This window comes from Actinophytocola sp. (assembly GCF_050699935.1).
Taxonomy (GTDB): Bacteria; Actinomycetota; Actinomycetes; order Mycobacteriales; family Pseudonocardiaceae; genus Actinophytocola.
Genome location: NZ_JBOHGB010000005.1, coordinates 1 through 23,920 on the forward strand (window position 1 = coordinate 1; position 23,920 = coordinate 23,920).

Annotated in this window: 20 protein-coding genes; 11 read left to right on the forward strand and 9 right to left on the reverse strand. The window is 72.6% G+C overall.

What is annotated here, in order from left to right:
* Positions 1–2,294 (reverse strand): AAA family ATPase (locus ACRDTB_RS03325; RefSeq protein WP_431428401.1); only part of this gene is annotated, 2,294 nt, incomplete at its 3' end.
* A 17-nt stretch (positions 2,295–2,311) separates the two neighbouring features.
* Between ACRDTB_RS03325 and ACRDTB_RS03330 the strand changes: the two genes are divergently transcribed.
* Complete coding sequence (locus ACRDTB_RS03330) at positions 2,312–3,640, forward strand: serine/threonine-protein kinase (RefSeq protein WP_431428402.1); 1,329 nt, start codon at positions 2,312–2,314, stop codon at positions 3,638–3,640.
* A 232-nt stretch (positions 3,641–3,872) separates the two neighbouring features.
* Positions 3,873–5,522, forward strand: coding sequence for a substrate-binding and VWA domain-containing protein (locus ACRDTB_RS03335; protein WP_431428403.1), 1,650 nt, complete (start codon positions 3,873–3,875; stop codon positions 5,520–5,522).
* A 51-nt stretch (positions 5,523–5,573) separates the two neighbouring features.
* Here ACRDTB_RS03335 and ACRDTB_RS03340 read toward each other — a convergent pair whose 3' ends face one another.
* The 8 genes from ACRDTB_RS03340 to ACRDTB_RS03375 form a co-directional block, all read right to left on the reverse strand.
* Positions 5,574–5,975 carry a hypothetical protein gene (locus tag ACRDTB_RS03340; RefSeq protein WP_431428404.1) on the reverse strand — a complete coding sequence of 134 codons (402 nt, stop codon included), beginning with the start codon at positions 5,973–5,975 and terminating at the stop codon, positions 5,574–5,576.
* A 98-nt stretch (positions 5,976–6,073) separates the two neighbouring features.
* A complete protein-coding gene (locus ACRDTB_RS03345; protein ID WP_431428405.1) occupies positions 6,074–11,563 on the reverse strand; it encodes a carboxyl transferase domain-containing protein in 5,490 nt (1,829 codons plus the stop codon).
* Positions 11,564–12,060: 497 nt separating this feature from the next.
* Positions 12,061–12,933 (reverse strand): hypothetical protein, encoded by an 873-nt coding sequence (locus ACRDTB_RS03350; RefSeq protein WP_431428406.1) that lies wholly within the window; start codon positions 12,931–12,933, stop codon positions 12,061–12,063.
* A gap of 336 nt (positions 12,934–13,269) precedes the next feature.
* Complete coding sequence (locus ACRDTB_RS03355; RefSeq protein WP_431428407.1) at positions 13,270–14,664, reverse strand: hypothetical protein; 1,395 nt, start codon at positions 14,662–14,664, stop codon at positions 13,270–13,272.
* A 116-nt stretch (positions 14,665–14,780) separates the two neighbouring features.
* A complete protein-coding gene (locus ACRDTB_RS03360; RefSeq protein WP_431428408.1) occupies positions 14,781–15,545 on the reverse strand; it encodes a phytanoyl-CoA dioxygenase family protein in 765 nt (254 codons plus the stop codon).
* A gap of 113 nt (positions 15,546–15,658) precedes the next feature.
* Positions 15,659–15,835: a hypothetical protein gene (locus tag ACRDTB_RS03365; protein ID WP_431428409.1), complete on the reverse strand. Its 177-nt coding sequence runs from the start codon at positions 15,833–15,835 to the stop codon at positions 15,659–15,661.
* Positions 15,832–16,362: a DUF2207 domain-containing protein gene (locus tag ACRDTB_RS03370; protein WP_431428410.1), complete on the reverse strand. Its 531-nt coding sequence runs from the start codon at positions 16,360–16,362 to the stop codon at positions 15,832–15,834. Before ACRDTB_RS03370 ends, ACRDTB_RS03365 begins: the two co-directional genes overlap by 4 nt.
* A 98-nt stretch (positions 16,363–16,460) precedes the next feature.
* Entirely contained in the window at positions 16,461–16,610 is a 150-nt protein-coding gene (locus tag ACRDTB_RS03375) for a hypothetical protein (RefSeq protein WP_431428411.1), read from the reverse strand.
* A 152-nt stretch (positions 16,611–16,762) separates the two neighbouring features.
* On the opposite strand from ACRDTB_RS03375, the gene ACRDTB_RS03380 reads away from it, so the two are divergent.
* The 9 genes from ACRDTB_RS03380 (at position 16,763) to ACRDTB_RS03420 (ending at position 23,909) form a co-directional block, all read left to right on the forward strand.
* Positions 16,763–17,215 (forward strand): FAS1-like dehydratase domain-containing protein, encoded by a 453-nt coding sequence (locus ACRDTB_RS03380; protein WP_431428412.1) that lies wholly within the window; start codon positions 16,763–16,765, stop codon positions 17,213–17,215.
* A complete protein-coding gene (locus tag ACRDTB_RS03385) occupies positions 17,212–17,655 on the forward strand; it encodes a MaoC family dehydratase (RefSeq protein ID WP_431428413.1) in 444 nt (147 codons plus the stop codon). Before ACRDTB_RS03380 ends, ACRDTB_RS03385 begins: the two co-directional genes overlap by 4 nt.
* Positions 17,652–18,083, forward strand: coding sequence for a Zn-ribbon domain-containing OB-fold protein (locus tag ACRDTB_RS03390; protein WP_431428414.1), 432 nt, complete (start codon positions 17,652–17,654; stop codon positions 18,081–18,083). Before ACRDTB_RS03385 ends, ACRDTB_RS03390 begins: the two co-directional genes overlap by 4 nt.
* Positions 18,083–19,270, forward strand: a complete 1,188-nt coding sequence (locus ACRDTB_RS03395) for a thiolase family protein (protein WP_431428415.1) — start codon at positions 18,083–18,085, stop codon at positions 19,268–19,270. Before ACRDTB_RS03390 ends, ACRDTB_RS03395 begins: the two co-directional genes overlap by 1 nt.
* Before the next feature lie 45 nt (positions 19,271–19,315).
* Complete coding sequence (locus tag ACRDTB_RS03400; RefSeq protein WP_431428417.1) at positions 19,316–20,551, forward strand: CaiB/BaiF CoA transferase family protein; 1,236 nt, start codon at positions 19,316–19,318, stop codon at positions 20,549–20,551.
* The gene (locus ACRDTB_RS03405; protein ID WP_431428418.1) at positions 20,544–21,233 is read left to right on the forward strand and encodes a GntR family transcriptional regulator; all 690 of its coding nucleotides are present in this window, start codon (positions 20,544–20,546) and stop codon (positions 21,231–21,233) included. Before ACRDTB_RS03400 ends, ACRDTB_RS03405 begins: the two co-directional genes overlap by 8 nt.
* Positions 21,233–21,901 (forward strand): metal-dependent hydrolase, encoded by a 669-nt coding sequence (locus tag ACRDTB_RS03410; protein WP_431428419.1) that lies wholly within the window; start codon positions 21,233–21,235, stop codon positions 21,899–21,901. The genes ACRDTB_RS03405 and ACRDTB_RS03410 overlap by 1 nt, the downstream gene beginning before the upstream one ends.
* Positions 21,902–21,962: 61 nt before the next feature.
* A complete protein-coding gene (locus ACRDTB_RS03415; protein WP_431428420.1) occupies positions 21,963–22,676 on the forward strand; it encodes an RraA family protein in 714 nt (237 codons plus the stop codon).
* Between the two features lie 75 nt (positions 22,677–22,751).
* Positions 22,752–23,909 (forward strand): extracellular solute-binding protein, encoded by a 1,158-nt coding sequence (locus ACRDTB_RS03420; RefSeq protein WP_431428421.1) that lies wholly within the window; start codon positions 22,752–22,754, stop codon positions 23,907–23,909.
* Positions 23,910–23,920: the final 11 nt, after the last annotated feature.

Below are 23,920 nucleotides of genomic sequence, written 5' to 3' on the forward strand. Positions count from 1 at the left end.
GCCTCGGCCCGGGCCCGCGCCAGGGCGCCCAGGTCGGGTTCGCCGGCCGCGACCTCACCGCCTAGCAACGACAACGCCGCGTCCAGCCGGCCGGCGGCGGCGTGCGCCCGCGCGTCGAGCAGGTCCACCCGAGCCACCACGCGCACCCGCTCCCGGTCGGCGTGCAGGTACGCGGACGGCTCACCCGGCGGCCGGTCGGGTTCGAGCACCCGGCGCACCTCGGCCAGGGCCGTACGCAACAGGGTGCGACCACGGCCCGGCTCGCGTCCCGGCCACAACGCCTCCACCAGCTCGTCCCGGCGGATCCCACCGGGCCCGGCCGCCGCCAGCGCGAGCAGTGCCTCCCGTGCCTTGCGGCTGCGCCACCGCTCCGTCGACAGGGTCCGGTCGGGCAGCTCGATCGCGACCTCGCCGACCAGCCGTACCCGCAGCTCGCGCGCCGCACCGGCGAGACCGGGCGCGAACCGCCGCGCCTGCGCCTCCAGCAGCGCGAAACCCTGCCGGCGCAGCGCGGAAACCTCGGCACCCGCCCGCTCGGCCCCCGCGGCGTCGGCGCGTGACCTGGCCACGGACAGCCGGATCAGGGCCGCCTGCAGCCGGCTCGCCGCGTCCTGCCGGCCGACGACCCGGCGCAGCGTGTCGGCGACGGCCGCCGCCTCGTCCACCCGGCCCGCGGCGAGCAGGAACCAGGCATGGACTCCCGCCGCGGCCAACAGCTCGAGCCCGCCACGGCTGACCGCGTCGTGGTACGCCCGCTGAGCCAGCGTCGCCGCGGGACTGCCCGGCACCGCTCGCCCGGCTTCCCACAACGCGACCCGAACCCGCAACGCCTGCCCGACGGAGGGGCCGAGGTCCGTACCGGTCCCGGCCCGCTCTCCGGCCGCCCGGGCCGCGGCGAGGTCACCCCGCTCCAGCGCGCACTCGCCCAGCACCCAGTTGGCGAGCGCCGAGCCGCGCCGGGCCGCACCGGCCGCCGCCTCGGCACCCGAGAGGTCACCGAGCCACAGCCGGACCAGACCCAGCCAGGAGTCCACGGACCTGGCCAGCTCCGGGTGGCTCGCCAGGCGCCGGGCCGCGGCCAGCTCGCCGGCCGCGGCCTCCAGCTCCCCGCTGTGCGCCAAGGCGGAGCCGAGCGCGAACCGGGCCGCGGCCTGCTCGTGCGACGTGCCCGCCTGACCCAGTGCCCGCTCGGCGTAGGCGATCGCCGAGCCGAGGTCGACGGTCGCCGCCACCGCCGACAACGCCGGCGGCAGCGACCGGCGCAACGCCGCGGGCAGCCGGTACAGCCGGGGACGGACCCACGACACCGGCAGCCGGCCCACCGCCCCGGCGAGCACCTCGGTCGCCCGCTCCGGCCGGCCGGCGTCGAGCAGGAGGTCCACGGCGGTCGCCGGGTCGTCGTCGGCCAGCGCGTCGGCCAGTGCCACCCTGGTCGCCGGCGTGGCCGAGGCGCCGGCCGCCAGCCACGCCGACTGGGCGGGCTCGGCGAGCCGGACCAGCTCGCCTTCCCGCTGTACCAACGGAGTCCGCTCGACCAGCCGGGCCGGTGCGTCCGGCCAGCCGAGCCGGGCGAACGCCGCCGCGGGCACCGCGGGGGCGAGAGCGAGCACGTCCAGCGCGGCCCGGCAGCCCGGATCGTCGGCCAGCACGGCGTGCAGTGCCTCGGTCAACGCCGGGGGGACGGCCGCGCCGGTCCCCACGCCCTGGGCCGCGGCGACCGCGACCGCCGCCGGCCAGCCACCCGTGGCCGCGTGCACCGCCCGCGCGTGCTCGGGACCGAGCAGCCCACCGATCTCGTCGACGGTGAACGCGAGCGTCGCGGCGTCCACCAGCTGGGTCGCGGTGCCCAGCCGGCCGACCAGGCCGGCCGGACGGTCCCGGGCGCAGACGACGACCGAGCTGCCGGCGTCCAGCAGCGGGACGGTCTCGGCGAGCCAGCGTGCCAGCTCGGCCGGGTCGGCACGGTCGGCGTCGTCGAGTACGAGCAGGAACGGCTGCCCGGCCAGGGCTTCCAGCAGCGACTCGGCGAGCACGGCCGGATCGGCCGCCGGCGCGGGTGGGTCCGCCGCACACTGCAGGCGGGCCTGCGTGACCAGGGCGCCGGCCGTGGTCCCCGGGGCCGGCGGACGCAACCACACCGCGCGGGTTCCGTCCGGCACGGCGTCGGCCAGCTGCGCGGCCAGGACCGTCTTGCCCCCACCGGCGGGCGCGGTCAGCACCACGCACGGCGCCCGGCACGCGGTCAGCAGCCGGGGTCGGCGCAGTGCGGAGGAAAACCTCGGACGCCGCGCCACCCGCCTAGGATATCCCGGTGGTCGCACTGGATCTGACCGGTCGCACGCTCGCCGGCTACCGGGTCGGCACGCTGCTCGGCCACGGGGCGTACGGCTGGGTGTTCCAGGCTCACCAGCTCTCGCTGGACCGTCCCGTGGCGCTGAAGGTGCTCGACCCGGCGGTGGCCCGCAACCCCGACGCCGCCCGCCGGTTCGACCGCGAAGGGCGCAGCGCGGCGGCTCTGGACCACCCGGCGATCGTCGACGTCTACCACGCCGGCGAGTCCGACGGGTTCCACTTCCTGGCCATGCGGATCATCGACGGGGTCGCGCTCGACCGGATGCTCGCCCGAGGTCCACTGTCCACTCCCGAGCTGCTCGCGCTGCTGCACCGGATCGGCCCCGCGCTGGACCACGCGCATGCCAGGGGCGTGATCCATCGTGACGTCAAACCGGCGAACATCCTGCTGGAACAAGGTGATCCGGGGCGGGCCTGGCTCGGCGACTTCGGCATCGCGGTGTCGGTCCGGCTGCCGGGCGCGACGACCACGGCGACGATCGGCACGCCCCACTACATGGCTCCGGAGCAGGCCGGGGCGGGGCGGGTCGGGCCGGCCGCCGACCAGTACTCGCTGGCGTGCGTGGCGTACCAGGCGATCACCGGGCGGTGTCCGTTCGCCGGTGACGACATGTTCGCGGTGCTGCTGGCGCACCAGGCCGAGCCGCCCCCGCCGACCGGCTCGCCGGCGCTGGACGCGGTGCTGGGCAAGGCGATGGCGAAGCAGCCGGACGCTCGCTATCGGACGGTGACCGAGTTCGTGGCCGCCCTGGACGCAGCGCTGCGTCCGGCCCGGTCGACGGTCCGGCTGGCCGGCGCCCCGCCGCGGCGGGCTCGGGGACGTGGCCGGTGGGTGGCGGGTGTCGGTGCCGTCGCCCTCGTGGCCGCGGGTGGCGTGACCGCCGCCGTGTTCCTGCCCGACGGGACCCAGCCGACCGGTGGGGAGGCGCCGCCCGGCTGGGTCGCCGTCGACGGTCCCGGGTCGGTGCGCTACACGGTGCCGCCGGACTGGGACAAGGCCGACGCCGGGCCGGTGTACCGGTTCACGGCGTCCGGTCAGCAGCGGCTGACGGTGGGCAGCGAGACACCGGTGGCGGCGGACCCGAAAGCCGACCTGACGCGGCTGTTCTCCTGCGCGGACGAACCGCGCGAGCACACCGTGCCGGCCGGCACCGCGGCATCCTGCACGGCGGACGGAACACGCATGACGGTCGTCGTCGCCGAGGCGACCGCGGTGCGGTTCGTGTTCACCGACCAGGTCTCCCCGGCGGACAGCGACACGATCCTGACCAGCCTCACCTTCGGCTGAGCCCGCGTACTCGGCCTCCCAGCGGTCTGTGCGGGGAAGTTTCGCATCGAATCGACCTGACTTCTGGTTCGATGATGAGCGACCCGGTGAACGGTCCGGCGGCGCGGTGGTCGATCTCGTCGCGGGCCGCACTACCTCGTCCGTGTCACGGAGGATGGTGGCGATGGGGCGTCATTCGTCGACCACTCGGCCTGGCGGTCGACCCGGTGCTCGGCACGGTGTCCGGCCGCCCGTGATCGCGCTCGGCGTGTTGCTCGTCGTCGCCCTGGTCGGGTGGTTCGCCTTCGACTTCCTTCGTGACCGGCTGCAGGCCTCGGACTGTGACTCGACGACGCGTGTCGCGGTGGTGGCCGCTCCGGACATCGCGCCCGCCGTCGCGCAGGTGGGGCGGCGCGTGTCCGAACAGGCTGACGCGGGGTGCTACCGGGTCAGCGTGGCGGCTCGCGAGTCCGCGGCGGTCGCGGAGTCGCTGGTGGTGTCGGACGGCACGGAGCGGCCGGACGTGTGGGTGCCCGAGTCGACCATGTGGCTGCGGCGCGCGCAGGACGCGGGGGCGTGGAACACGCCGGTGCAGGGGACGTCGATCGCGACCTCGCCGGTGGTGCTGGCGCTGACCGAGGACGCCGCGAACCGGTTGGGGTGGCCGCGGCGCACGCTCGACTGGTCGCAGGTGATCGGGCCGTCCGCGACCCGGCTCACGATCGGCATCGCCGATCCGGCACGCGACCCGACCGGAGCGGCCGCGCTGCTGGGGGTGGACGAGCTGGTCGCGGGCGCGGACGATCCGGGTGCGGCCAAGGTGGCGGCGTTGCGCAGGTTGTCGGCGAACACGGTGTCGGCGGCGTCGGACCTGTTCACCCGGCTGCCGGGCACACTCACCGCCGCCGAACCGTTGGACGGGTTCCCCACCTCGGAGAACGCGGTGCTGCGGCACAACGCGCGGCAGAGCCAGTCGTCGCTCGTCGCGGCGTACGCCGACCCGGCGGTGCCGGCGTTGGACTATCCGTTCGTGGTGTTGCCGCGGGCGCCGGACGCGACCCGGGACGCCGCCGAGCGTTTCCTGGGCACCTTGACCGGCCGGGACAGCGCGTCGGTGTTCGCCGACGCCGGCTTCCGTACGCCGGAGGGGACCGTCCTTCGGGACCGGTCCGGCGATCGGCGCAGCTCCGCGCTGGCGAGGCGCCCGCAGCCGTGGCCCGGCGGGATCGACGAGACGCTGAACTCGTGGGCCGCGGTGAACCTGAGCGGGCGGCTGCAGGTGCTGCTGGACGTGTCCGGGTCGATGAACGAGCCGGTGCCGGGCACCGCACGGACCCGGATGGCGGTCACCGTCGACGCGGCCACCCGCGGTATCGGCCTGTTCAAACCGACGACCAAGCTCGGCCTGTGGCTGTTCTCCACCCGAATAGACGGCGAACGCGACTACCGGCAGCTGCTGCCGGTGCGCACGGTCAGCGAGCAGCTGGCCGCCGGCGCGCTGGACACGCTCCGCTCGGTGCAGGCACTGCCCAGCGGCAACACGGCCCTCTACGACACGGTGCTCGCCGCCTACCGTGACGCCCACCGGCACTGGGAGCCCGGCCGGATCAACACCGTGGTCGTGCTGACCGACGGCCAGGACGACAACGCCAGCGACATCACCCGTCGCCAGCTGCTGGCCGAGTTGGGGAAGCTGCGGGACCCTCGCCGCCCCCTGGCGATCGTCGGCATCGGCATCGGACCGGACGCCGACCGGGCCGAGCTGACCGCCATCGCCAAGGCGACCGGCGGGCAGGCGTTCACCGCGCCGAACCCCGCCCGCATCGGCGAGGTGTTCTACGCGGCGCTGTCCCGCATGCTCTGCCAGCCCCCGGCCTGCGATCCGCCCTCCGGCGGAGGCTGAGCCCGGAACCGAGCCCGAGGCCGAACGGTCGAGGCGGCGTCCGGGTCCCGGTCAGAACTCGTCGGACTTGGTGAGCTCGCGTTCGAGGGCGTCGGCGCGGGCGACGAGGAGACTGAGCGGGCGTTCGAACTCCTCGCGGACGCTCAGGTCCGCCAGCGGCACGGTGTGCTTGAGCAGCGCGACGCCGTCCACGACCGCCGCGCCACCGACGAGCGAGGCGCCGGCGAGCTCGAGCAGACGCCACGGGTCGATCTCGTCGGCACGGCCCACCGCCGAGGAGATCTCGACCCACGCCACGCCGTCGGCGTCGTCGTCGGCGGACACGTGATGGACCGTCACCTGCTGGGTGCGGCCCTCTTCCGCGTCGAGCCGAAAGCGCAGCCAGCCGTCCGTCTCCTCCAGCACTTCGTACCGGGTACGGACGTAGTTGATCACGTCGATCCAGGTGGTCACCCTCGTTGCCCTTTCGCCAGCCGGCCGCCACGCAGCGTTGAGCATCTCACGGGCGTCCCCGCGACGGCCGCAGGGCTGCCTCGGTGAGGCGGCCGGGGCTAACGCGGGCGCGACTCGATGGCCTCGATGATCCGGGGGCGCATGTCCGCGGCGCGGATGACGGCGTCGACGGAGCCGACCTCGACCGCGCGCCGGATGTCGTGCTTGCGGTCGAACTCCGTGGCGACCTCGCCGAGCTTCTCCGCGCGGACCGCCGAGCGCAGCTCGTCGTGCTCCGCCGACAGCGCGGCTCGGTCGGCGCCGGTGGCCGCCGCGACCCGGGCCTCCAGTTCCCGCACGCGCGGGTCGGCCGCGGTGCGGGCGTTCACGTCACCCGAGAACACCACGGCGGCGGCCGGGGCGCCCCCGAGCACCGAGGCGAACGAGCCTTCGAGCGCGAGCACGGTCATGTTCGGGTTCAGCGCCTTCGAGAACACCACGAACGCGCCACCGTGGTACCGCGAGATCACGCAGAACACGATGGGCCCGCGGAAGTTCACGATCGCCCGGCCGATCTCTGCCCCGTACTCCAGCTGCAGCTTGCGCATCGACTCCGGCGAGCCGTCGAAGCCCGACAGGTTCGCCAGCACCACCAGCGGCCGGTTGCCGCTGGCCGCGTTGATCGCCCGCGCGGCCTTCTTCGACGACCACGGGAACAGCGTGCCCGCGGTGTAGGTGTCCGGGCCGTCGGTCGGCGGGAAGCCACGCCGCGGCACCGACCGTGACTCGATGCCGAGCAGGCACACCGGCGTGCCGCCGAGATGCACGTCCGCCACCACGGCGGTCTGCGCGTCGGCCATGCCCGCCCAGCGTTCCAGCACCGGGTGGTCCTGGTCGGACAGCGCCCGCATCACGGTCCGGATGTCGAACGGCTTCTTGCGGTCCGGGTTGGCCTCGGCGGAGAAGATCTCGCCGACGGTGGTGAAGTCGCTACCGGCCGAGTCGTGGGGGAAGCCGGTGATGTCGCGGTCGATCGGGTCGGTCGTCTTCGCCCGCCGCGGCGCCTCCTCGCCGGGTGCGACGTAGGAGTGGTCGTAGTAGGACATCAGCACGTCCCGGGCGGCCTGCAGGTTCGGCGCCCAGTACTGCGCCTGCCCGTTCGGCCCCATCACCCGGTCGTAGCCGCCGATGCCGAAGTTGTCCTCGGCCGACACGCCGCCGGAGAAGTCGAGGGACTGCTTGCCGGTGAGCACCATCGCCGAGTCCGGCGTCATCACCAGGATGCCCTTGGTGTGCATGAGCATGGTCGCCTCGGCGTTCCAGTACGGCTGCGCGCCGACGTTGATGCCCGCGACCACGATGTTGATCTCGCCACCGTCCTGGGTGTACTCGACGATCCGCTTCAGCGCCGCGGCCACCCAGTCCATGTTCTCCGTGCCGGACTCCATGGAGATCCGCGCGCCGGCGGACAGCGCGTACCACTCCAGCGGTACCCGCATCCGCTCCGCCAGGTCCAGCGCGGCGATCACGCGGCGGCACTCCGGCTCCGACAGCGCGCCGAGCGACTTCGTCGGGTCGCCGAGCAGCACGACCCTGGTGACGCCCTGCGGGTGCCGCTTGGTCGGGGTGGTGACGACGCCCGCGACGATCGCCGCGGTGTTGCGGCCCTTCGGCCGGTCGACCGGTACCAGCGCGTGGTTCCCCGAGTCGTCGCGGGCGAGGTCGTGTTCGACGAAGTCGCCGAGCAGCCCGGTCAGCTCGTACGGGTACACCGTGTTGCGGCTGCTCGCGCGCAGCACCTTCTGCCGGTAGTCGTCGAGCGGCTCGATCGTCTCGTCCGACGGCTCGCCGACGGTCAGCTCGGTGCCACCGGTGGCGTCGAACGAGATGCGCACGGCGACCTTGGTCAGCTCGCCGGTCCTCCGGTCACGCTGCCGCGCGATGAACAGGATCTCCTCGAGCCCCGCGCCGGCGGTCGTCGGCAGCACGCGGTCGGCGATCGTCTCCAGCTCGGCGCGGGTGATGTTGCTCGGCGGCCAGACGTAGACCACGATCCGGTTGGTGGGGAAGCGGTTCTTCACCGTCCGGCGCGACTGCGCGCGACGCATCGAGTCGAGGCAGGTCGCGATGATGTCCTCGGCCGCGGGCAGCGCGACCAGCCTGCCGTCGTGCTCGCGCAGCTCGGTCAGGTTCCGCACCTGGGCGAACGCGACGAGCCGGTCGTCCGACGGGTTCTCCCGCGCCACGCACCGGAAGAGGTAGACCTCCTCGTCGGCCGACGGCAGCCGGGTCAGGTCGAACTTGCGCAGCCGCTCCAGCTGCATCCGCTGCGCGATGAACGGGTGCAGGCCGCGGATCAGGCGCTCCTCGGCCATCCCCGTGGTCGACGGGCGGAAGGTGAAGTGGTCGTGCATCACCGCGCCGCCGCTGCCCGCGACGGTGGCGGTCAGCCGGCGGACCTGGCTCGGCAGCGGGTGCGCGACGACGACCTCGTGCAGGGCGGCGGCCATCGCGTCGGAGTCCTCGGGCTGCCCCTCCCACGCGAGGTAGATGTCGGCGTCGATGGACTCCTGGCCGCTCGCCAGCTCGGCGAGCCCGCGCAGGGCGTCGCCCAGTGTCTCGAACCCCACCGCGGCGGCCACCAGCCGCGCCCCCGCGAGCTCGGCGACCACGAACCGGCAGCCGGAGACCTCGCTGGTGCGGACTCCGGTGAGACCCTTGTTGCCGTAGTACCGCCGGGTCAGCACCTCCAGCATCACCGAGTTGTCCAGCGAGTTGTCCGGGGCGCCGCGAACGAGCCGCTGGCCGAGCAGCCGCACCAGCGGCTCGGTGCTGCGTACCATCTCGGCGATGCGCCCGGCGCGGTCCGGCGCGTCCGGGTGCTCGTCGAGGTAGCGCAGGTGCTTGCGGACGTCGGCGTACACGCGGGCGCGGTTGCGGCGCAGCAGCGGCTGGCCGAACCACGCGAACACCACGCCGCGGGCGAGGTCGGAGACCACGGGGAAGCGGACCTGCGTCGCGGCCACCAGCCGTTCCAGCGCGAGGCCGACGGACTCGTGCAGCTCCTCGCCCGGCGGCGGCTCCCGCAGCCACCCGCGCAGCAGCGTCGCGACGACCATGGCGTCGGCGGACGCGCCTTGCTGGGCGAGGAAGATCCGGAACACCGCGGCCTCGAGCTCGGGCGTGCGCGCTAGCTCGGTCACGCCGTAGTGGCCGAGTGCCTTGGCGAGCTTGGCCTGGAACGCCTCGGGCAGGCCGGCCCGCTCGACGTCGAGGCTCTGCAGGTAGACGTGGAACAGCTCGCGGGGGCTGTGCACGTGCTCGTCACCGACGGCCTCGCCGGTCGGCCGGTTGCGGCTCAGCTCGGCGAGGTCGGCGAACACGTCGACGAGCGCGAGCTCCTCGGCCAGCGGCCGGTGGCCGTCGTCGGTGGCCGCCCGGCGCGCGGCGAGGTAGTCGCCGAGCACTCGGCGTTCGTCGTGCGGGTCGACGTCGAAGCCCAGCAGCAGGCTGCGCAGGTCGTCCTGGCCGCGCCGGACGCGCTCGGCCGCCGGGAGCCGCTCGGGAGCGGCGGGCAGGTCCAGCTCGACGGACGCGCCTGGGTCCGGGGCGTCCTCGACCTCGGTGTCGGCGAGCGGCTCCAGCCGCAGCAGCGGGGCTCCGGCCTCCACCTGGCTGCCCACCGACACGGCGCATTCCTTCAGCCGCGCCTTGAACGGCGCCCGGAGCACCGTCTCCATCTTCATGCTCTCCAGCACCAGCACCGGCGCGCCCGCCTCGACCTCGGCGCCGGCCTCCAGCGGTGTCGCGACGACCAGCGCGGGCGCGGGGGAGCGGACCACGCCGCCCTCGTCGCGGCTGACCCGGTGCGTCACGCCGTCCACCTCCACCAGGTGGATCGGCCCGTACGTGCCGGTGAGCAGGCGGTAGCGGCTGCCGTTGACGAGGATCTGCCCGGTGTGCCGGTCGAAACGGTCCAGCTCCACGTCGGCCGTGCATACGTCGGCGTCGCCGCTCGCCTCGATGCCGACGCGGAACCGGTGCGCGCCGACGCGTGCCACGCGCACGCGGTAGCCGACGCCGCGCAGCTTGAGGTCCAGCGGGTGGCCGCTCTCGTGCTGCACCTGGGGCCGCCCGCCGAACGCCGTCGACAGCAGCCGCTGCCGCTCGGCGCGTTCCTGTTCCTCGTACGACTCGATGGCGGCGGCGGCGAGCGCGACCGCGGTGTGCTGGTGCGAGACGAGCCGGCCTTCGCCGCGGACGCGGTCGATCCAGCCGGTGTCCGCGCTGCCGTCGATCACCTCGGGCTGGTCGAGCAGGTCGAGCACGAAGCTCTTGTTCGTCGCGCCGCCCTCGATGATCACCGTGGTCTGTGCCATGGCCCGGCGCAGCCTGCCGAGCACCTCGTCGCGGTCGCGGCCGTAGGCGATGATCTTCGCGATCATCGAGTCGAAGTCGGCGGGGATGGTGTCGCCCTCGCTGACGCCGGTGTCCACCCGGATGCCCGGCCCGGCGGGCAGGTCCAGCCGGGCGATGCGGCCGGGAGAGGGGGCGAAGTCGCGGTCGGGGTCCTCGGCGTTGAGCCGTGCCTCGATGGCGTGCCCGCGCTCGACCGGCGCCTCGCCTTCGAGAAGCCCACCCGACGCCACGTGCAGCTGCGCCTTGACCAGGTCGAAGCCGGTGGTCACCTCGGTGATCGGGTGCTCGACCTGCAGCCGCGTGTTGACCTCGAGGAACGCGAACAGCTTGTCCTCCGGGCGGTAGAGGAACTCGACGGTCGCCGCGCCGCGGTAGCCGACCGTGACGGCCAGCCGCTCCGCCGACGCTTTGAGCTCCGCCGCCTGCACCGGGCTGAGCACCGGCGACGCCGACTCCTCGATGACCTTCTGGTTGCGCCGCTGCACCGAGCAGTCGCGGACGCCGAGCGCCCACGCGGTGCCCATGCCGTCCGCGATCACCTGGACCTCGACGTGCCGGGCGCCGGTGACCAGCCGCTCCAGGAACACGGTGCCGCTGCCGAACGCCCGCGCGGCCTCCTGGCTCGTGCGCTCGAAGGCGTCCACGAGCTCGGCCTCGTCGGTGATGACGCGGATGCCGCGCCCGCCGCCGCCCGCGGTCGCCTTGAGCATCAGCGGGTAGCCGATCTCGCTCGCCGCCTCCACCGCGGCCGCCACGGTCTCCACCGCGCCACGGCTCCACGGCGCGACCGGCACACCGACCTCCTCGGCGATCAGCTTCGCGCCGATCTTGTCGCCGAGCTTGCGCATCGCCTCCGCGCTCGGACCGACGAAGGTGACCCCGATCCGCTCGCACAGCTCCGCGAACGCCGGGTCCTCCGCGACGAAGCCCCAGCCGACCCACGCCGCGTCGGCCCCGGTCTCGACCAGAGCACGCTCCAGCGCCTTCAGGTCGAGGTACGGCCGCGCGGAAGCGGGCCCGAGGTCGTAGGCGATGTCGGCCTCGCGCACGAACGTGGCCGTGCGGTCGACGTCGGTGTGCAGCGCGATGGTCTCGATCCGGGTCCGGGTCTGCGCGGACAGGTCCCGAACGGCGTGGATGAGCCGCATGGCGGCCTCACCACGGTTGACGATGGCGACACGACTGAACACCCGACCGAGCCCTCCCGTCGACCAACGATGCGCGCCGCGAAACGGCGCCACCTGACAGTCTTCACCCTGCCGCCCGCCGGCCGGCGCCGTCACGTCCGTGACACGACGCAGGCTCGATGCGGACACCAGCCCGAATCCTCTCAAGCTCATCCGGCCGGCACCGACAAGGCCGCCTACCCGGGTGGCGGCGCGCCCCGGTGACCGAGCGCGCCGGCCACCCGACCCGACCCACCGGGCGCCAGCGGTAGTCGGGGTTGGCGAAGTCGAACCGGCAGCCGGCGTCCCACTCGCTGCGCTGGTTGCCGTGACGAGGCAGCCGCCGACCCGGCCGTAGTAGGCGTACTGGCCGGCGTCGTTGAGCAGGTGCGAGGCCCTGGGTGTGGCTGGGCTCCGGCGGCGACTTCTCGAGCGTGCGGTTGACGAATAGCGCGCTCAGGTCCGAGTAGCCGGACAGAGTTACGAGTGGCACCTTTTCAGATGTCTGCGGTTGCGGTGCCTCACGCGCTCGTGCGGATCTCCTTGCGCGGCGGTGGGGCATCGAGCTGGACCGCGGCGTCGCGGGCGCGGGCGAGCTGGGCCACCCCGAAGCCGCTGAGCAGGGCGCAGGCGGCGGCGAGGCCGATCTCGACGGGCGTGGTGGCGACGTGCTCGCCCAGCAGCGCGACCCCGATGGTGGTCGCGGTGGCGGGGTTCACGAGGTTGGTCACCGCCAGTGGCGCGGCGAGCCCGTTGCGGTACGAGCGCTGGGTGAGCACGGTCGCGACGATCGCGAGGACGGCGACGGAGACGACGGCGACGATCATGATGGGGCGCAGGAGAGCCGCCATGCCGGTGTCGCCCACGGTCACCACGACGGTCTTGCACAGGGCCGAGCAGACCGCGTACGCCGCGCCGCCCGCGACGGCCTCCCACAGGGTCGACGCCCCCGGCCGCCGGCCTCGCAGCGCCAGGACGGTGACGAGGACGACCGCGGCGGCGAGCAGTGTGACGAGCTCACCGGAGGCGAGCGTCCCGCCGGTGCCCGCCGTGGTGACGATCAGCGTGAGCCCGGCCAGGCCGACCACCGTGTTGGTCATGCCGCTCAGCTCGAGCCGGGTCATCCGCCGTCGCGCCGTCACCGCCGCGAACGGCACGGCGATGACGAGGGTGAGCACGCCGAGTGGCTGGATCAGGGAGAGCGGGCCGAAACCCAGAGACGTGACGTGCAGCGCGGCGCCGAGACCGTTGAGGCCGAGCGCCAGCCACAGCAGCGGCAGGCGGATGAGCTCCGGCACGGTGAGATGGGCGTGGCGGGCCTGGATGAGCGCCGCGGTCGCGTAGACGATGGCGACGGCCACGCACAACGCGACGGTGATGATCAGGTTGGTCACGGGAGGCGGTCGCTCAATCTCTCGGTTCGCCCGACAGGACGGGTGTGGTCCGTCCTCGTTCGGACGTGCCGAGGGCCTGTCGCGATGTACCGGCCCTACTCGCAGGGTAGCCGCCGGGCGGCGATCGCGAGAACGAATCAGTCCGGCGAGGTGGTCAGGGCGGCTGTTCCCAGCCGCGGATGAACCCGGTGTTCTGACGGCCGCGGCGGAACGTTCCGCTTACGCCGCCGGACGGGCGGGACGACACCATTCCCCACGTCGGAGTGCGCGGGTGGGTAGGATCTCGCCGAGGTCCAGACCCAAGTCCGGTGACCCCACTGTCCATCGTGGACAGTTCTAGCGTGCGGTCGCGTTCCACTTGGGAACGAAGTCTCCGTAGCCGGAGGCCCGGGTGTCGGCCACGTCCTGGGCGCGTCCGGTGGCGGTCGTGGAGAACGCGATGGCGTTGCCCTGCAGGCCGTCGCCGAAGATCTCCAGCCGGATCGTGCCCGGCCACCGGCCGGTCCGCAGGATCCGGACCAGGGTGTCGGTGGTCTTCCCGCCCTCGGCGTCGCCGCCCGGGCGTTCCACCACCGACAGCGCGTGCCTGTGGTAGCCGTCGAGATCCGTGCGGTACTGGTACGCGGCGGCGTAACCGGCCTGCCACAACGCCTTGATCAGCGGCAGGTTGTTCCGCAGCTGCCGGATGTCGGTGCTCTGCATCCAGTAGTCGAATCCAGGCTCGGGCGGCCTGATCGCCACCCGGGCGTCGGGTTGGAGGAGCCACCTGTCCCGGTCCTGAGCCAGCTCCACGACGTTGCTCAGCGCGTCGACTCCGTCCACCGACAGGTCGACGTTCCCGCCGTCGGCGTGCATCCAGTCGATCTCCGCGCCCGCGTCGATCACCGCGTCGGCGAAGCGGATGACACGTGACGGGTCCCCGCTGCCGTGTATCTCGAGATCGGGCGACCGGACGACGAGGTTCGGCGTCCGCGGAGCGGCGGCGTCGAGGAGCGTGCGCCACGTTGGCGCCACCTCCGAGGTACGGGCCACCTCCACCGAGATGTCCAGCTGGTCCGCGTCGAGCTCGGCCCGAAGGAGCGTGCCGTCCGAGCGCCGGATCGCCTGGGCGAGCGTGTCGAGCCGCTCCTGCGCGGTGCGGATCGATAGGTCGTCGATGGTGACCTCGGGGGCGTCCTCGTCGGGCCCGAGCTTCGGCAGGTGCACCCGCACGCGGCCCTCGAAGATGTCGAGGGTGTCGACTCCGGCGGCGGCCAGGCCGTCGACGAGTGCTCGCGCCGAGCCGAGCACGTCGCCGCCCTCGCGCAGTGTGATGTCGGCGGGGCCGGGCTCCAGCAAGGGGCCGACGTCGGCCGGGTCGAGGTGTTTGATCGTGTTGATGACCGCGGCCGTTGTCTCGTAGTCGTAGGTCAGGTTCGCCGCGATCTCCACCGTGCCGACCTTCGCCACCACGACGTCCGGTGCACGGTTCGTGTCCTCCGTGTCCTCGTCCAGAATCCACATGACCTGCTTCAGCGCGCGGCTGAACTCGGTGGTGGTGAGCCCCGCGTCGAACTCGACGAGATAGTGGGCCGGATCGGGCTCCACTGCGACGACACCGGCCACGGCCTCGACCCGCTCGCGCGCTGGCTCGTCGCTCGACCACCAGGCGATGCCGACGGCCACCAGGACGGCACCGACCACGAGCGCACCCCATGTCCGGCGGTGCCCCGGCTTCCCCTCCTCGGCCACGGGCCCACGCTAACAAGCACGGTGAGGTTCGGACGGCGTTTCGCCACGAACGTGGTGTGCGGCCACCAGCCGGCGCCGGGCCCCCCAGGTCCTCCCCGGCCGGCGGTGAGCGATGGTCAGGCTGGCGCGTCCCGGAACGGGAAGTGCCGGCCGGCCTCGTACCGGGGCGGCGGCTGGTAGGAGTTGACACCGCGCTCGCCGCGAAGCCAGAACGCGCTGGGGTAGGGCTGTTCGGGCCCGGTGATCCGGGTCGAGGTCGGGATGTACCTGATGGTCAGGCCGCAGCGCCGGTGCGCGGACGTGTTCGCCCTGCTGCCGTGCACGATGTTCGGGTGGTGCACCTCGACGTCGCCCGGCGCGAGGACCATGTCCACGGCCGTCGACTCGTCGACGTCGACCGCGATCTCCTTGCCGAGCACGTTGTCGACCTCGGTGTTGGTCCGCATCGCGGCGACGGCCATCGTGTGGCTGCCGGGGATCAGCCGCACGCAGCCGTTCTCCGGGGTCGAGTGGTCGACGGCCAGCCATAGGGTGACCACCTCCATCGGCTCCAGTGGCCAGAACGCGCTGTCCTGGTGCCAGAGCACGGGCTGACCCGAGTACGGCGGCTTGCTGATGTAGTGGGAGGCGAACAGCGCGACGTTCGGCCCGACGAACAGCTCGGCGATGTCCACCAGCCGGTCGTCGCCGACCAGCCGGAGCCAGAACGGGTCGTCACGCAGCAGCAGGTGGCCGAGTTGTTCGGGACGCACGTCGGGGTGCCGGCGGGTGAGCCAGTCGACGTGGTCGCCGGCTTCCGCGACGAGGCCGGCGTCGATCACCTCGCGGAAGATCGCGTAGCCGTCCCGGCGGTACCGCTCGAGCGCATGTCCCTGTCGCACCCCGACCGATGTACCAGACCCACCGTGTGGCCGACGTGTGGTCGGCCCGTGCGCGGAACTCGGTCGCAGCCGCCCGTGCTTGCGGAAGTACCGACGTTCGAAGAACACCATCGTCAGCGGCACGCCGCCGCCCGGGACGATGATGGACCGACGATGGCCGCGATCGCCAAGACCGGGTGCTCGGCGAACCACACGGCGACCGCCGGCGGATCGCGGTCCTCGCCCTCGCCCGGTAGGTCCGGGGAGGCGCGCAGCGAGGTCGGCTGGTCGAACCAGATCCGCACGCTCATCGCCTGACCCGGGTCGAGCCGGCCGTTGGCGTAGGTGAGCGGCTCGCCGCGCGTGGCCGGCTCGGTCTCCGCGCAGTCCTCAGTGGACCCGACATCGCCGGCACAGCACCACGCCGACCCCGACGCGGCCGTGTCGATGTGCGCCACCGTCCGGTCGATCGGCAGCTCCCACCCGTGCCGACGACGTCGAGGTACAGCTCGAGCCGGTCGCCCATGTCGACGAGCAGCCTCCGGTAGCTGTAGGAGATCTCGAACGCATGCCTGCCGGTGAGCCCGAAGTCGCGCCTGCCGTACCCGTCGATCTCGCCCGCGGCCGGCAGCGTCCGGGCCAGTCCGGGGCCCGGCTGGTCGGCGAAGTCGTAGGTGATCGTCTCCACGACGTGGACCGTGCCGGAGTCGTCCACGTTCACGTCGGCCTGGAGGCGCGCGATGCGGTGGTCGTCCGAGACCGGGTCGCTGGCGAGCACGCCGACGGTGACCACGCCGGCGGTCACGAGGGAGGCGAGAACCCAACCCCGGCGGGACATCCTCGAACACTCCCAGCGAACCACGGCTTGTCGCCGACCAGCGTATGCGGATCTTTCCCTGGGATGAGGCGGAACGTTCCGGCCGTGCTCGGCTTGAGTTACTCGACGGTCGAACGCCTCCTGTGGAACATGGTCAGGTTGACCAATGTGGCGGGCCAGCCGACCGGCGTCTCGACGTACGGCCAGATCGTCAGCACCACGGCGACCAGCACGACGGACAGCCAGTACGCGGGATACCGCCGGACCACTCCGGACCGCGGGCGTACCGGTTCGGGGCGGTCGTGCTGCTCGGCGCGCTGACCGCCCGGATTCCACGATACGGACCCGGTATTGACATGCGCACATTCGTGAGCAAATATTTGATCAAATCTTGCCCGACGTTGCGCGAGGACGGTTCCCCATGGACCAGGACACCCTGCGAACGATCACCGCGGCGGTCGGGTCCACCGTGTACACCCGCGAGCCTCGGGCGCTCGACCTCGCCACGATCAACCGGCTGCGCGAGGCGTTCCTGCTGCCCGAGGTGGCCGATCGCGCCGATGTGCACTCGGCCTGGCTCGGGCAGCTGCCGCGCAACTGGTGCGACCTGTCGACGGACAACCGGCCCGAGGCACCGCTCGGGTTCGACCTCGGCCAGGGCGTCAACGGCGGCGCGCGGATGGTCGTCACCCGCCCATGCCGGGTCTCCGATGTCGTGCGGGTGGACGCCACGCTGGACTCGGTCGAGGTCAAGGAGGGTCGCAGCGGCACCCTGGTGCTGGTGACCGTGCGCCGCCGGGTGTCCGATGTGGACGGTGAGTGTGTTCGCTTCTACCGCACCACCGTGTACCGGGCCGGCGGTGACCGGTCATGAAGGTGACCTACCCGACCGGCGGCGTCGTGACCGAGCAGGACCTGCTCGCCGACGACCCGCCGCCCAGGCTGCTCTGCCGCGTGGAGTGGGGCCCGGTCACCGCGGCTCAGGTGGCGTTCTACTGCGCGGCGGTCGGCGTGTCCGACCCCATCCATTACAACATCGACCTGGCGCGCGCGAGCGGGTTCGGCGAGCTGGTCGTCAACGGCAGCTTCCGCTGGGCACTGATGACGCTGAGCGCGGAGGAGTGCCTCGGCGCCCTCGGCTGGGTCGCCGAGTCCACCTGCCGGCACCTCGCCCCCATGCGAGTGGGTGCCGCCGTGGTGGTCGAGCTGGAGCAGGCCGAGCCGGTGCACGACAAGCGCTGCGTGCTCGTCGCCCGCAACATCGTCGAAGGATCCATTGTGGACAAGTGCGACATCCTGCTGAGGCTGCGATGACGGCGCTCGTGGATGAACGAGGCCGGCCGCTGCCCGTCCCGTCCGACCTCACCAGACCGTTCTGGGACGCGCTGCGCGAGCGCAGGCTCGTGCTGCAGCACTGCCCGGCGTGCGGCGGCTACCAGCACGCCCCGAAACTGCGCTGCACGACCTGCCGGTCCACCGAGCTGGTCTGGCGGGAGGTGGCGGGCACCGGCCGGGTGCACAGCCACACCACCGTGCACCGGCCCCCGTCGCCCGCGTTCGCCGACGCCGTGCCCTACGTGGTCGCGATCGTCGAGCTGGACGGCACCGGGGTGCGGATGCTGAGCAACGTGGTCGGCGTCCCGCCCGACGATGTCTACATCGGACAGAAGGTGCGCGTCGTGTTCGACGACGTCGCCGACGAGTTCACCGTGTTCCGGTTCGAGCCGGCCGAGGAGAGCTGATGGTGGACACTGCTGTTGACGGAGACTTCACCCGGGTCAGGGACCTGCTCTCGCGCGTCGCGGTCTCGGGCGCGTACATCACCGAGCAGGGCACGCTCGGCCGGCTGGCCGAGGACCTCTACCTCGAGGCCGCGTTCGGCGCGATCGCCGACGCGGGCCTCGACCCGGCCGACGTCGACGGCGTCGCCGGCCTGCGCTCGGACAGCTTCAGCGCCGCCGACGCGCGGGCCGGGTTCTGGGCGGAGTACCTCGACCACCCGGTGCGCTACTTCTCCACCGTGGACGTCGCGTCCGCCGGGCACTGCGCGGTGATCATGCACGCGGCGTGCGCCATCGGCGCGGGGCTGGTCGACCGCGTGGTCGTGGTCGGCGGCAGCAGCCGGACGACCGACGGCCGGGCCGCCTCGGTGCAGCGGCTGGCCAGCGCGCACGGCGAGTTCGACGTGGCCTGGGGCTCGCTCGTGCCGTCCTGGTTCGCCCTGATCGCGCAGCGGCACATGCACGAGTACGGCACCACGAGCGAGGACCTGGCCAGGATCGCCGTGAGCACCCGGCGGTGGGCGTCGATGAACGAGTCCGCGATCATGCGCAAGCCGATCACGGTGGACGACGTGCTCGGCTCGCGGATGATCTCCTCGCCACTGCACCTGCTGGACTGCTGCCTGGTCAATGACGGGGCGGGTGCGCTGGTGCTGAGCCGGCGCGACCTGGTGGACGACCGCCGGCCGGTGGTGACGGTCGCGGGCGGCGCGGAGGAGTACGCGCGGCGGGCGTACAAGGACGTCCAGCACGACCTGCTGCGGTCGGGCGCGAGCCACACCGGCCCGCGGGCGATGGCCATGGCCGGGGTCGGTCCGGAGGACGTCGACGTGGCCGAGCTCTACGACTGCTTCACGATCACCGTCCTGCGCGAGCTGGAGGACCTCGGCTTCTGCAAGCGCGGCGAGGCGGCCGGCTTCGTGGCCGACGGGGCACTCGAGCCGGGCGGGTCACTGCCCACCAACACGCACGGCGGCGGGCTGTCGTTCAGCCACAGCTTCTCCGGTCTCTCGCACGCGATCGAGGCGGTGCGGCAGCTGTGGGGGGAGTGCGACGAGCGGCAGGTCCCCGGAGCGGAGACGGCGCTGGTGCACAGCCAGGGCGGACCGCTGCAGCTGCACAGCACGGTCGTGCTCGCCAGGGCCTGACGGCCGGCCGGCGGAGAAACGCGGGAACAGGGAAGGGAGCACGGGGTGGAGGTCACGGGCACGCCCGCAGCGGGACCGCTGGCCGGGATCACGGTGCTGGACGTCACCAGCTACGTGTCCGGGCCGTTCTGCACCATGCTGCTCGGCGACCTCGGCGCGACCGTGCTGAAGATCGAGAACCCGGCACGGGGCGACGGCACCCGCAAGTGGGGGCCCGGCACCACCGGCCCGGACAACGCGTACTACATGTCGGTCAACCGCAACAAGCAGAGCGTCGCGGTCGACCTCAAGCTGCCGGAGGGGCAGGAGATCGTCCGGGCGCTGATCGCCGGCGCCGACGCGTTCGTGCACAACCTGCTGGACAACTCCGCACGCGGCCTCGGCATCGACGAGGACTCCGTACGGCGCGCCAACCCGACGATCACCTACTGCGTGGTGCGCGGGTTCCCGCCCGGCCAGGAGCGGCCGGTGTTCGACTTCGTCATGCAGGCGGTGACCGGCCTGATGGGCATCACCGGCGAGCCGGACCGCCCGCCGGTGAAGGTGCCGTTCCCGGTGCTGGACATCGTGGCCGCCTACAACGCCTGCATCGGCGTACTGGCCTCGCTCGTCGACCGGGCCGGGAACGGCGCGGCGGGGCGGAGCGTGGACGTGAACATGCTGGAGGCCTCGCTCGCGTCGATGCCGAACCTGGTGGCGAACTACCTGGTGGACGGCACGGTGCCGCAGCGGTCGGGCAACGTGCACGGGAACATCGCCCCGTACGAGCTGTTCGAGACCGCGGACGGATGGATCGCCATCGGCGCCGGCACCGAGCGGCAGTGGCAGCGGCTGTGCACCGTGCTCGGCGCCGAGCACCTGCGCGAGGACCCGCGCTACCGGGGCAACCCGGCACGGGTGAGCAACCGTGCCGCCCTGCACAAGGAGCTGGCCGACATCCTGGAGACCAGGCGGCGGGACGAGTGGGTGGCGCTGCTGGAGTCCGCCGAGGTGCCGGTCTCCCCGGTGCGCGGGTTCGACGACGTCGTCGACGAGCTCGCGTTGCCGGTGCCGGTCCGCCACCCGACCCGCGGGGAGATCCGGCTGGCCCGCAACCCTTTGCTCCTCGACAGCACCCGGCCGCCGATCCGGCACGTCCCGCCGGTCCTCGGGGAGCACACCGAGGACGTGCTGCGTGAGCGGCTCGGGCTCGATGCCGACCGTCTCGCCGACCTGGAGCGCAGGCGGGTCATCCGCACCGCGGCCGGCTGGCCGGGGGATGGTGAGATGCCGCATGGTTGACGACAAGGGCGCGACCACGCGCATCTCCAAGGTCATCTACGAGAAGCTGCGCCGGGAGATCATCCTCGGCGTCCTGGCTCCCGGTGTGCGCCTCGTCCTGCGGGAGATCGCCGAGCGGTACCGGACCAGCATGTTCCCCGTCCGCGAGGCGTTGCGGATGCTGGAGCAGGACGGGCTGGTCGTCAGCATCCCGCACCAGGGCGCGCGAGTGGCCGAGCTGAGCGTGCGCGAGATCCAGGACAACTTCCTCATCCGCAGCGCGCTGGAGGGCGTGGCCACCGAGGAGGCCACGCCGCACCTGACGAAGAAGACGCTGGCGGCCCTTGAGGAGTCGGTACGCCAGCAGTGGATCGCGGCCCGCAACGGCAGCCACGACCTGCTCGTGGAGCAGAACCGCCACTTCCACGGGTTGATCTTCCAGGCGTGCCCGTCGCAGCCGATGCGCGAGCTGATCGACCGGCTCTGGCAGGAGCAGACGAAGTTCCGCGCGGTGCTCGGCTACGAGGAGGGGCGCGAGCTGGCCGCGGTCGACCAGCACGCGCAGATCCTCGAACGGCTCAGGGCCGGCGACCCGCACGGCGCGGGGACCGCGGCGCGGCTGCACCGGTGGGCGACGGCCGAGGCGTTGATCGACTACCTGAACCGGCGAGCGGAGATCCGCACGGAGATCGAGGAGAGCTGATGGTACGGATCAAGTACTACGGGCACGCGTGTTTCGCCCTCGACGCCGGGGACACGTCGGTGCTCATCGACCCGTGGCTGACCGGCAACCCGGAGGTCGGGCACATCCCCGACGATGTGCGCCCGACGCTCATCCTGGTCACCCACAACCACGAGGACCACGTCGGGGACGCGATCGAGCTGTCCAAACGGCACGGTGCGCCGATCGTGGCGACACCGCACGCCGCGCGGCACTACATCGCCGAGGGGGCCGCCGCGATCCGGCTGCACCTCGGCGGGCGCGAGCGGTTCGAGTGGGGCTCGGTGAAGTGCGTGCCCGCCTTCCACGACTCGCCGATCGGCACCGGCACGACGTTCCGTCTGCTGCTCGGCGCGCCGTGCGGGTTCGTCGTGACGATCGGCGGCAAGCGCGTCTACCACGCCGGCGACACCTGCCTGTTCGGCGACATGGACCTGTTCGCCCCGGTGGACGTGGCCATGCTGCCGATGGACGGGAAGATGACCATGGAGCCGGCCGACGCGGTGCGCGCCGCGAAGTTCACGCAGGCCGGTCTGGTGCTGCCGATGCACGCGCGGCAGGAGGACCCGCACGCGTTCGTCAAGCTCCTCGCCGAGGAAGGCATCCAGGGGCGCGCCATGGCGCGCGGCGAGACACTCGAGCTCACCTGACTATTAGTCCATTATGGACGTACGAAGAGGACCGACCGACCGACGACGTCCGGGAGGACCGATGACGACCACGACGGAAGCGTCCAGCACGCCGACGCTGACTCCCGGCCGGGTGGGGCACCGGATCATGCCGTCCTGGCGCCGGCCGCCCGCCGAGACGCTCGAGGTGTTCCGGCCGCTGTCCGTGCCGAGCGTCTCGGACGCCCAGCTCGGGCACGGCGTGCTCGACGCCGGGCTGTCCATCCTGGTTCCGCCACGCACCTCGCCGGTCGGCGCGGCGCTCCCGGTCACCATCACGCCCGGCAACGGCATGATGATCAGGCGGGCCATCGAGCTCGCCGAGCCGGGCGATGTGCTGATGGTCAACGGCCACGGCACCAGTGAGCGGGCGGTGCTCGGCGGCAACGTGCTGATGTCCGCGGCAGCGGCGGGGATCGTCGCGGTGATCGTGGACGGTGCGGTGCGTGACCTCGACGACGCCGAGCGCCTGGGTGTCGGGCTGGTCGCGCGGGCGGTGAGTCCACGCTCCGGCACCGACCAGCTCGGCGCCGGCGAGGTCGGTTCGGTGGCCGCGGTAGGCGGCGTCGCGGTCGCCGCGGGCGACGTCGTGGTGATCGACCAGGACGGCGTCGTGGTCGTCCCGGCCGGGGACGCCGCGGACGTCTCGGCGAGGGCGGCCGAGGTACAGCGGCGTAAAGGCTCCGCAGACAACTTCGACGAACGCTGGGCCGGCGCGCGGGCCGCCAGGCAGAACCGGCCGGCGCAGGGCTCCTGACCGACCACATCGGACAGGCCCAGGGATCACCGCACAGGGGTAGACCACGCCAGCCAGATCGAAGAGGTGGTTCACGTGTCCAAGTCAGACCTTTCACGGTCGGTGTTCCGGCCCAACCGCAGGACGTTCCTCACCGGCGCGATGGGCGCCGCGTTCCTGGCCGGCTGCTCGAGCAGCGCGGAGAAACCGGTCGGCGGCGGCTCGGGTGGCTCCGGCGGCTCCGCCGACGTCGACGCGGCGATCGACTGGGCGGGGACCAACCTGCCCAACCTGAGTCCCGACATCATCCGCAAGGCCGCGGAGGAGGGCGAGGTCACGCTCACCCTCCAGCTGTTCGGTGACGAGGCCTGGCGCCAGCTGCACGACGCGTTCACCAAACGGTTCCCGTTCATCAAGGTCAACGCCACGACGCAGAGCGTCGTACAGCTGATGCAGAAGTTCACCGCCGAGCTCAACGCCAAGCGCGGCATCGGTGACATCTTCATCCTGGAGAGCCCGGCCGTGATGCCGGAGTTCGTCGAGGACGGCTCGATCGCCGAGTTCGAGATCTCCGAGGACTCCGGCTTCGCCGGCGCGAACAAGGAGTCCGGGTACTGGTACGCCTTCCACCGCCAGTTCGGTGTCTCGGTGTACCGCAAGGGAGACCTCCCCGAGGAGGAGGTGGAGCTGCTGCGGACCTGGGAGGGCCTCGGCGACCCCCGCTTCCGCGGCCGGCTCGGGATCACCGATGTGACCTCGGGCATCGCCTCCACCCAGTCCTACGCGCTGCAGAACCAGGCGGAAGCGGGACTCTGGGAAGGGCTCGCCGCGAACAAGCCGACGGTCAAGCCGGCCGTCGCCGCCGCCCTCGACGGGTTGCTCGCCGGCGAGTACGACGCGACGGTCATGGCGAGCATCGCGACGACCAACCGCACCGCCAAGGCGGGCGCGCCGCTGGAGTTCGTGGAGAGCTCGCCGGGTGCGAGCAACAACCCGCCGCAGGTCATCTCCGCGATCGCGCCGCACCCCAACGCCGCTCGGGTGTACCAGGACTGGTCGCTGTCCAAGGAGGCGCAGCAGGCGTGGCCGGGTCTGTCCGGCGTGCCGTCCGCGCGGACCGACATCACCAGCGAGACCTGGTACAGCGAGGAGTCCTGGTACCACGCGGCCGAGGAGTCCATCGAGGTGGACTGGCCCGACTTCGTGACCAAGCACAAGAGTGTCGTCGACGCGTACAACAACGCGTTCAAGTAAGCGTGGGCGAC

Excerpts from the sequence above, each read along its gene's own strand:
- ACRDTB_RS03395 (WP_431428415.1), top strand. The coding sequence starts at position 18,083 with ATGGTGGACACTGCTGTTGACGGAGACTTCACCCGGGTCAGGGACCTG.
- ACRDTB_RS03390 (WP_431428414.1), top strand. The coding sequence starts at position 17,652 with ATGACGGCGCTCGTGGATGAACGAGGCCGGCCGCTGCCCGTCCCGTCC.
- ACRDTB_RS03415 (WP_431428420.1), top strand. The coding sequence starts at position 21,963 with ATGACGACCACGACGGAAGCGTCCAGCACGCCGACGCTGACTCCCGGC.
- ACRDTB_RS03385 (WP_431428413.1), top strand. The coding sequence starts at position 17,212 with ATGAAGGTGACCTACCCGACCGGCGGCGTCGTGACCGAGCAGGACCTG.
- ACRDTB_RS03365 (WP_431428409.1), bottom strand. The coding sequence starts at position 15,835 with ATGAGCGTGCGGATCTGGTTCGACCAGCCGACCTCGCTGCGCGCCTCC.
- ACRDTB_RS03410 (WP_431428419.1), top strand. The coding sequence starts at position 21,233 with ATGGTACGGATCAAGTACTACGGGCACGCGTGTTTCGCCCTCGACGCC.
- ACRDTB_RS03380 (WP_431428412.1), top strand. The coding sequence starts at position 16,763 with ATGGACCAGGACACCCTGCGAACGATCACCGCGGCGGTCGGGTCCACC.
- ACRDTB_RS03405 (WP_431428418.1), top strand. The coding sequence starts at position 20,544 with ATGGTTGACGACAAGGGCGCGACCACGCGCATCTCCAAGGTCATCTAC.
- ACRDTB_RS03370 (WP_431428410.1), bottom strand. The coding sequence starts at position 16,362 with ATGTCCCGCCGGGGTTGGGTTCTCGCCTCCCTCGTGACCGCCGGCGTG.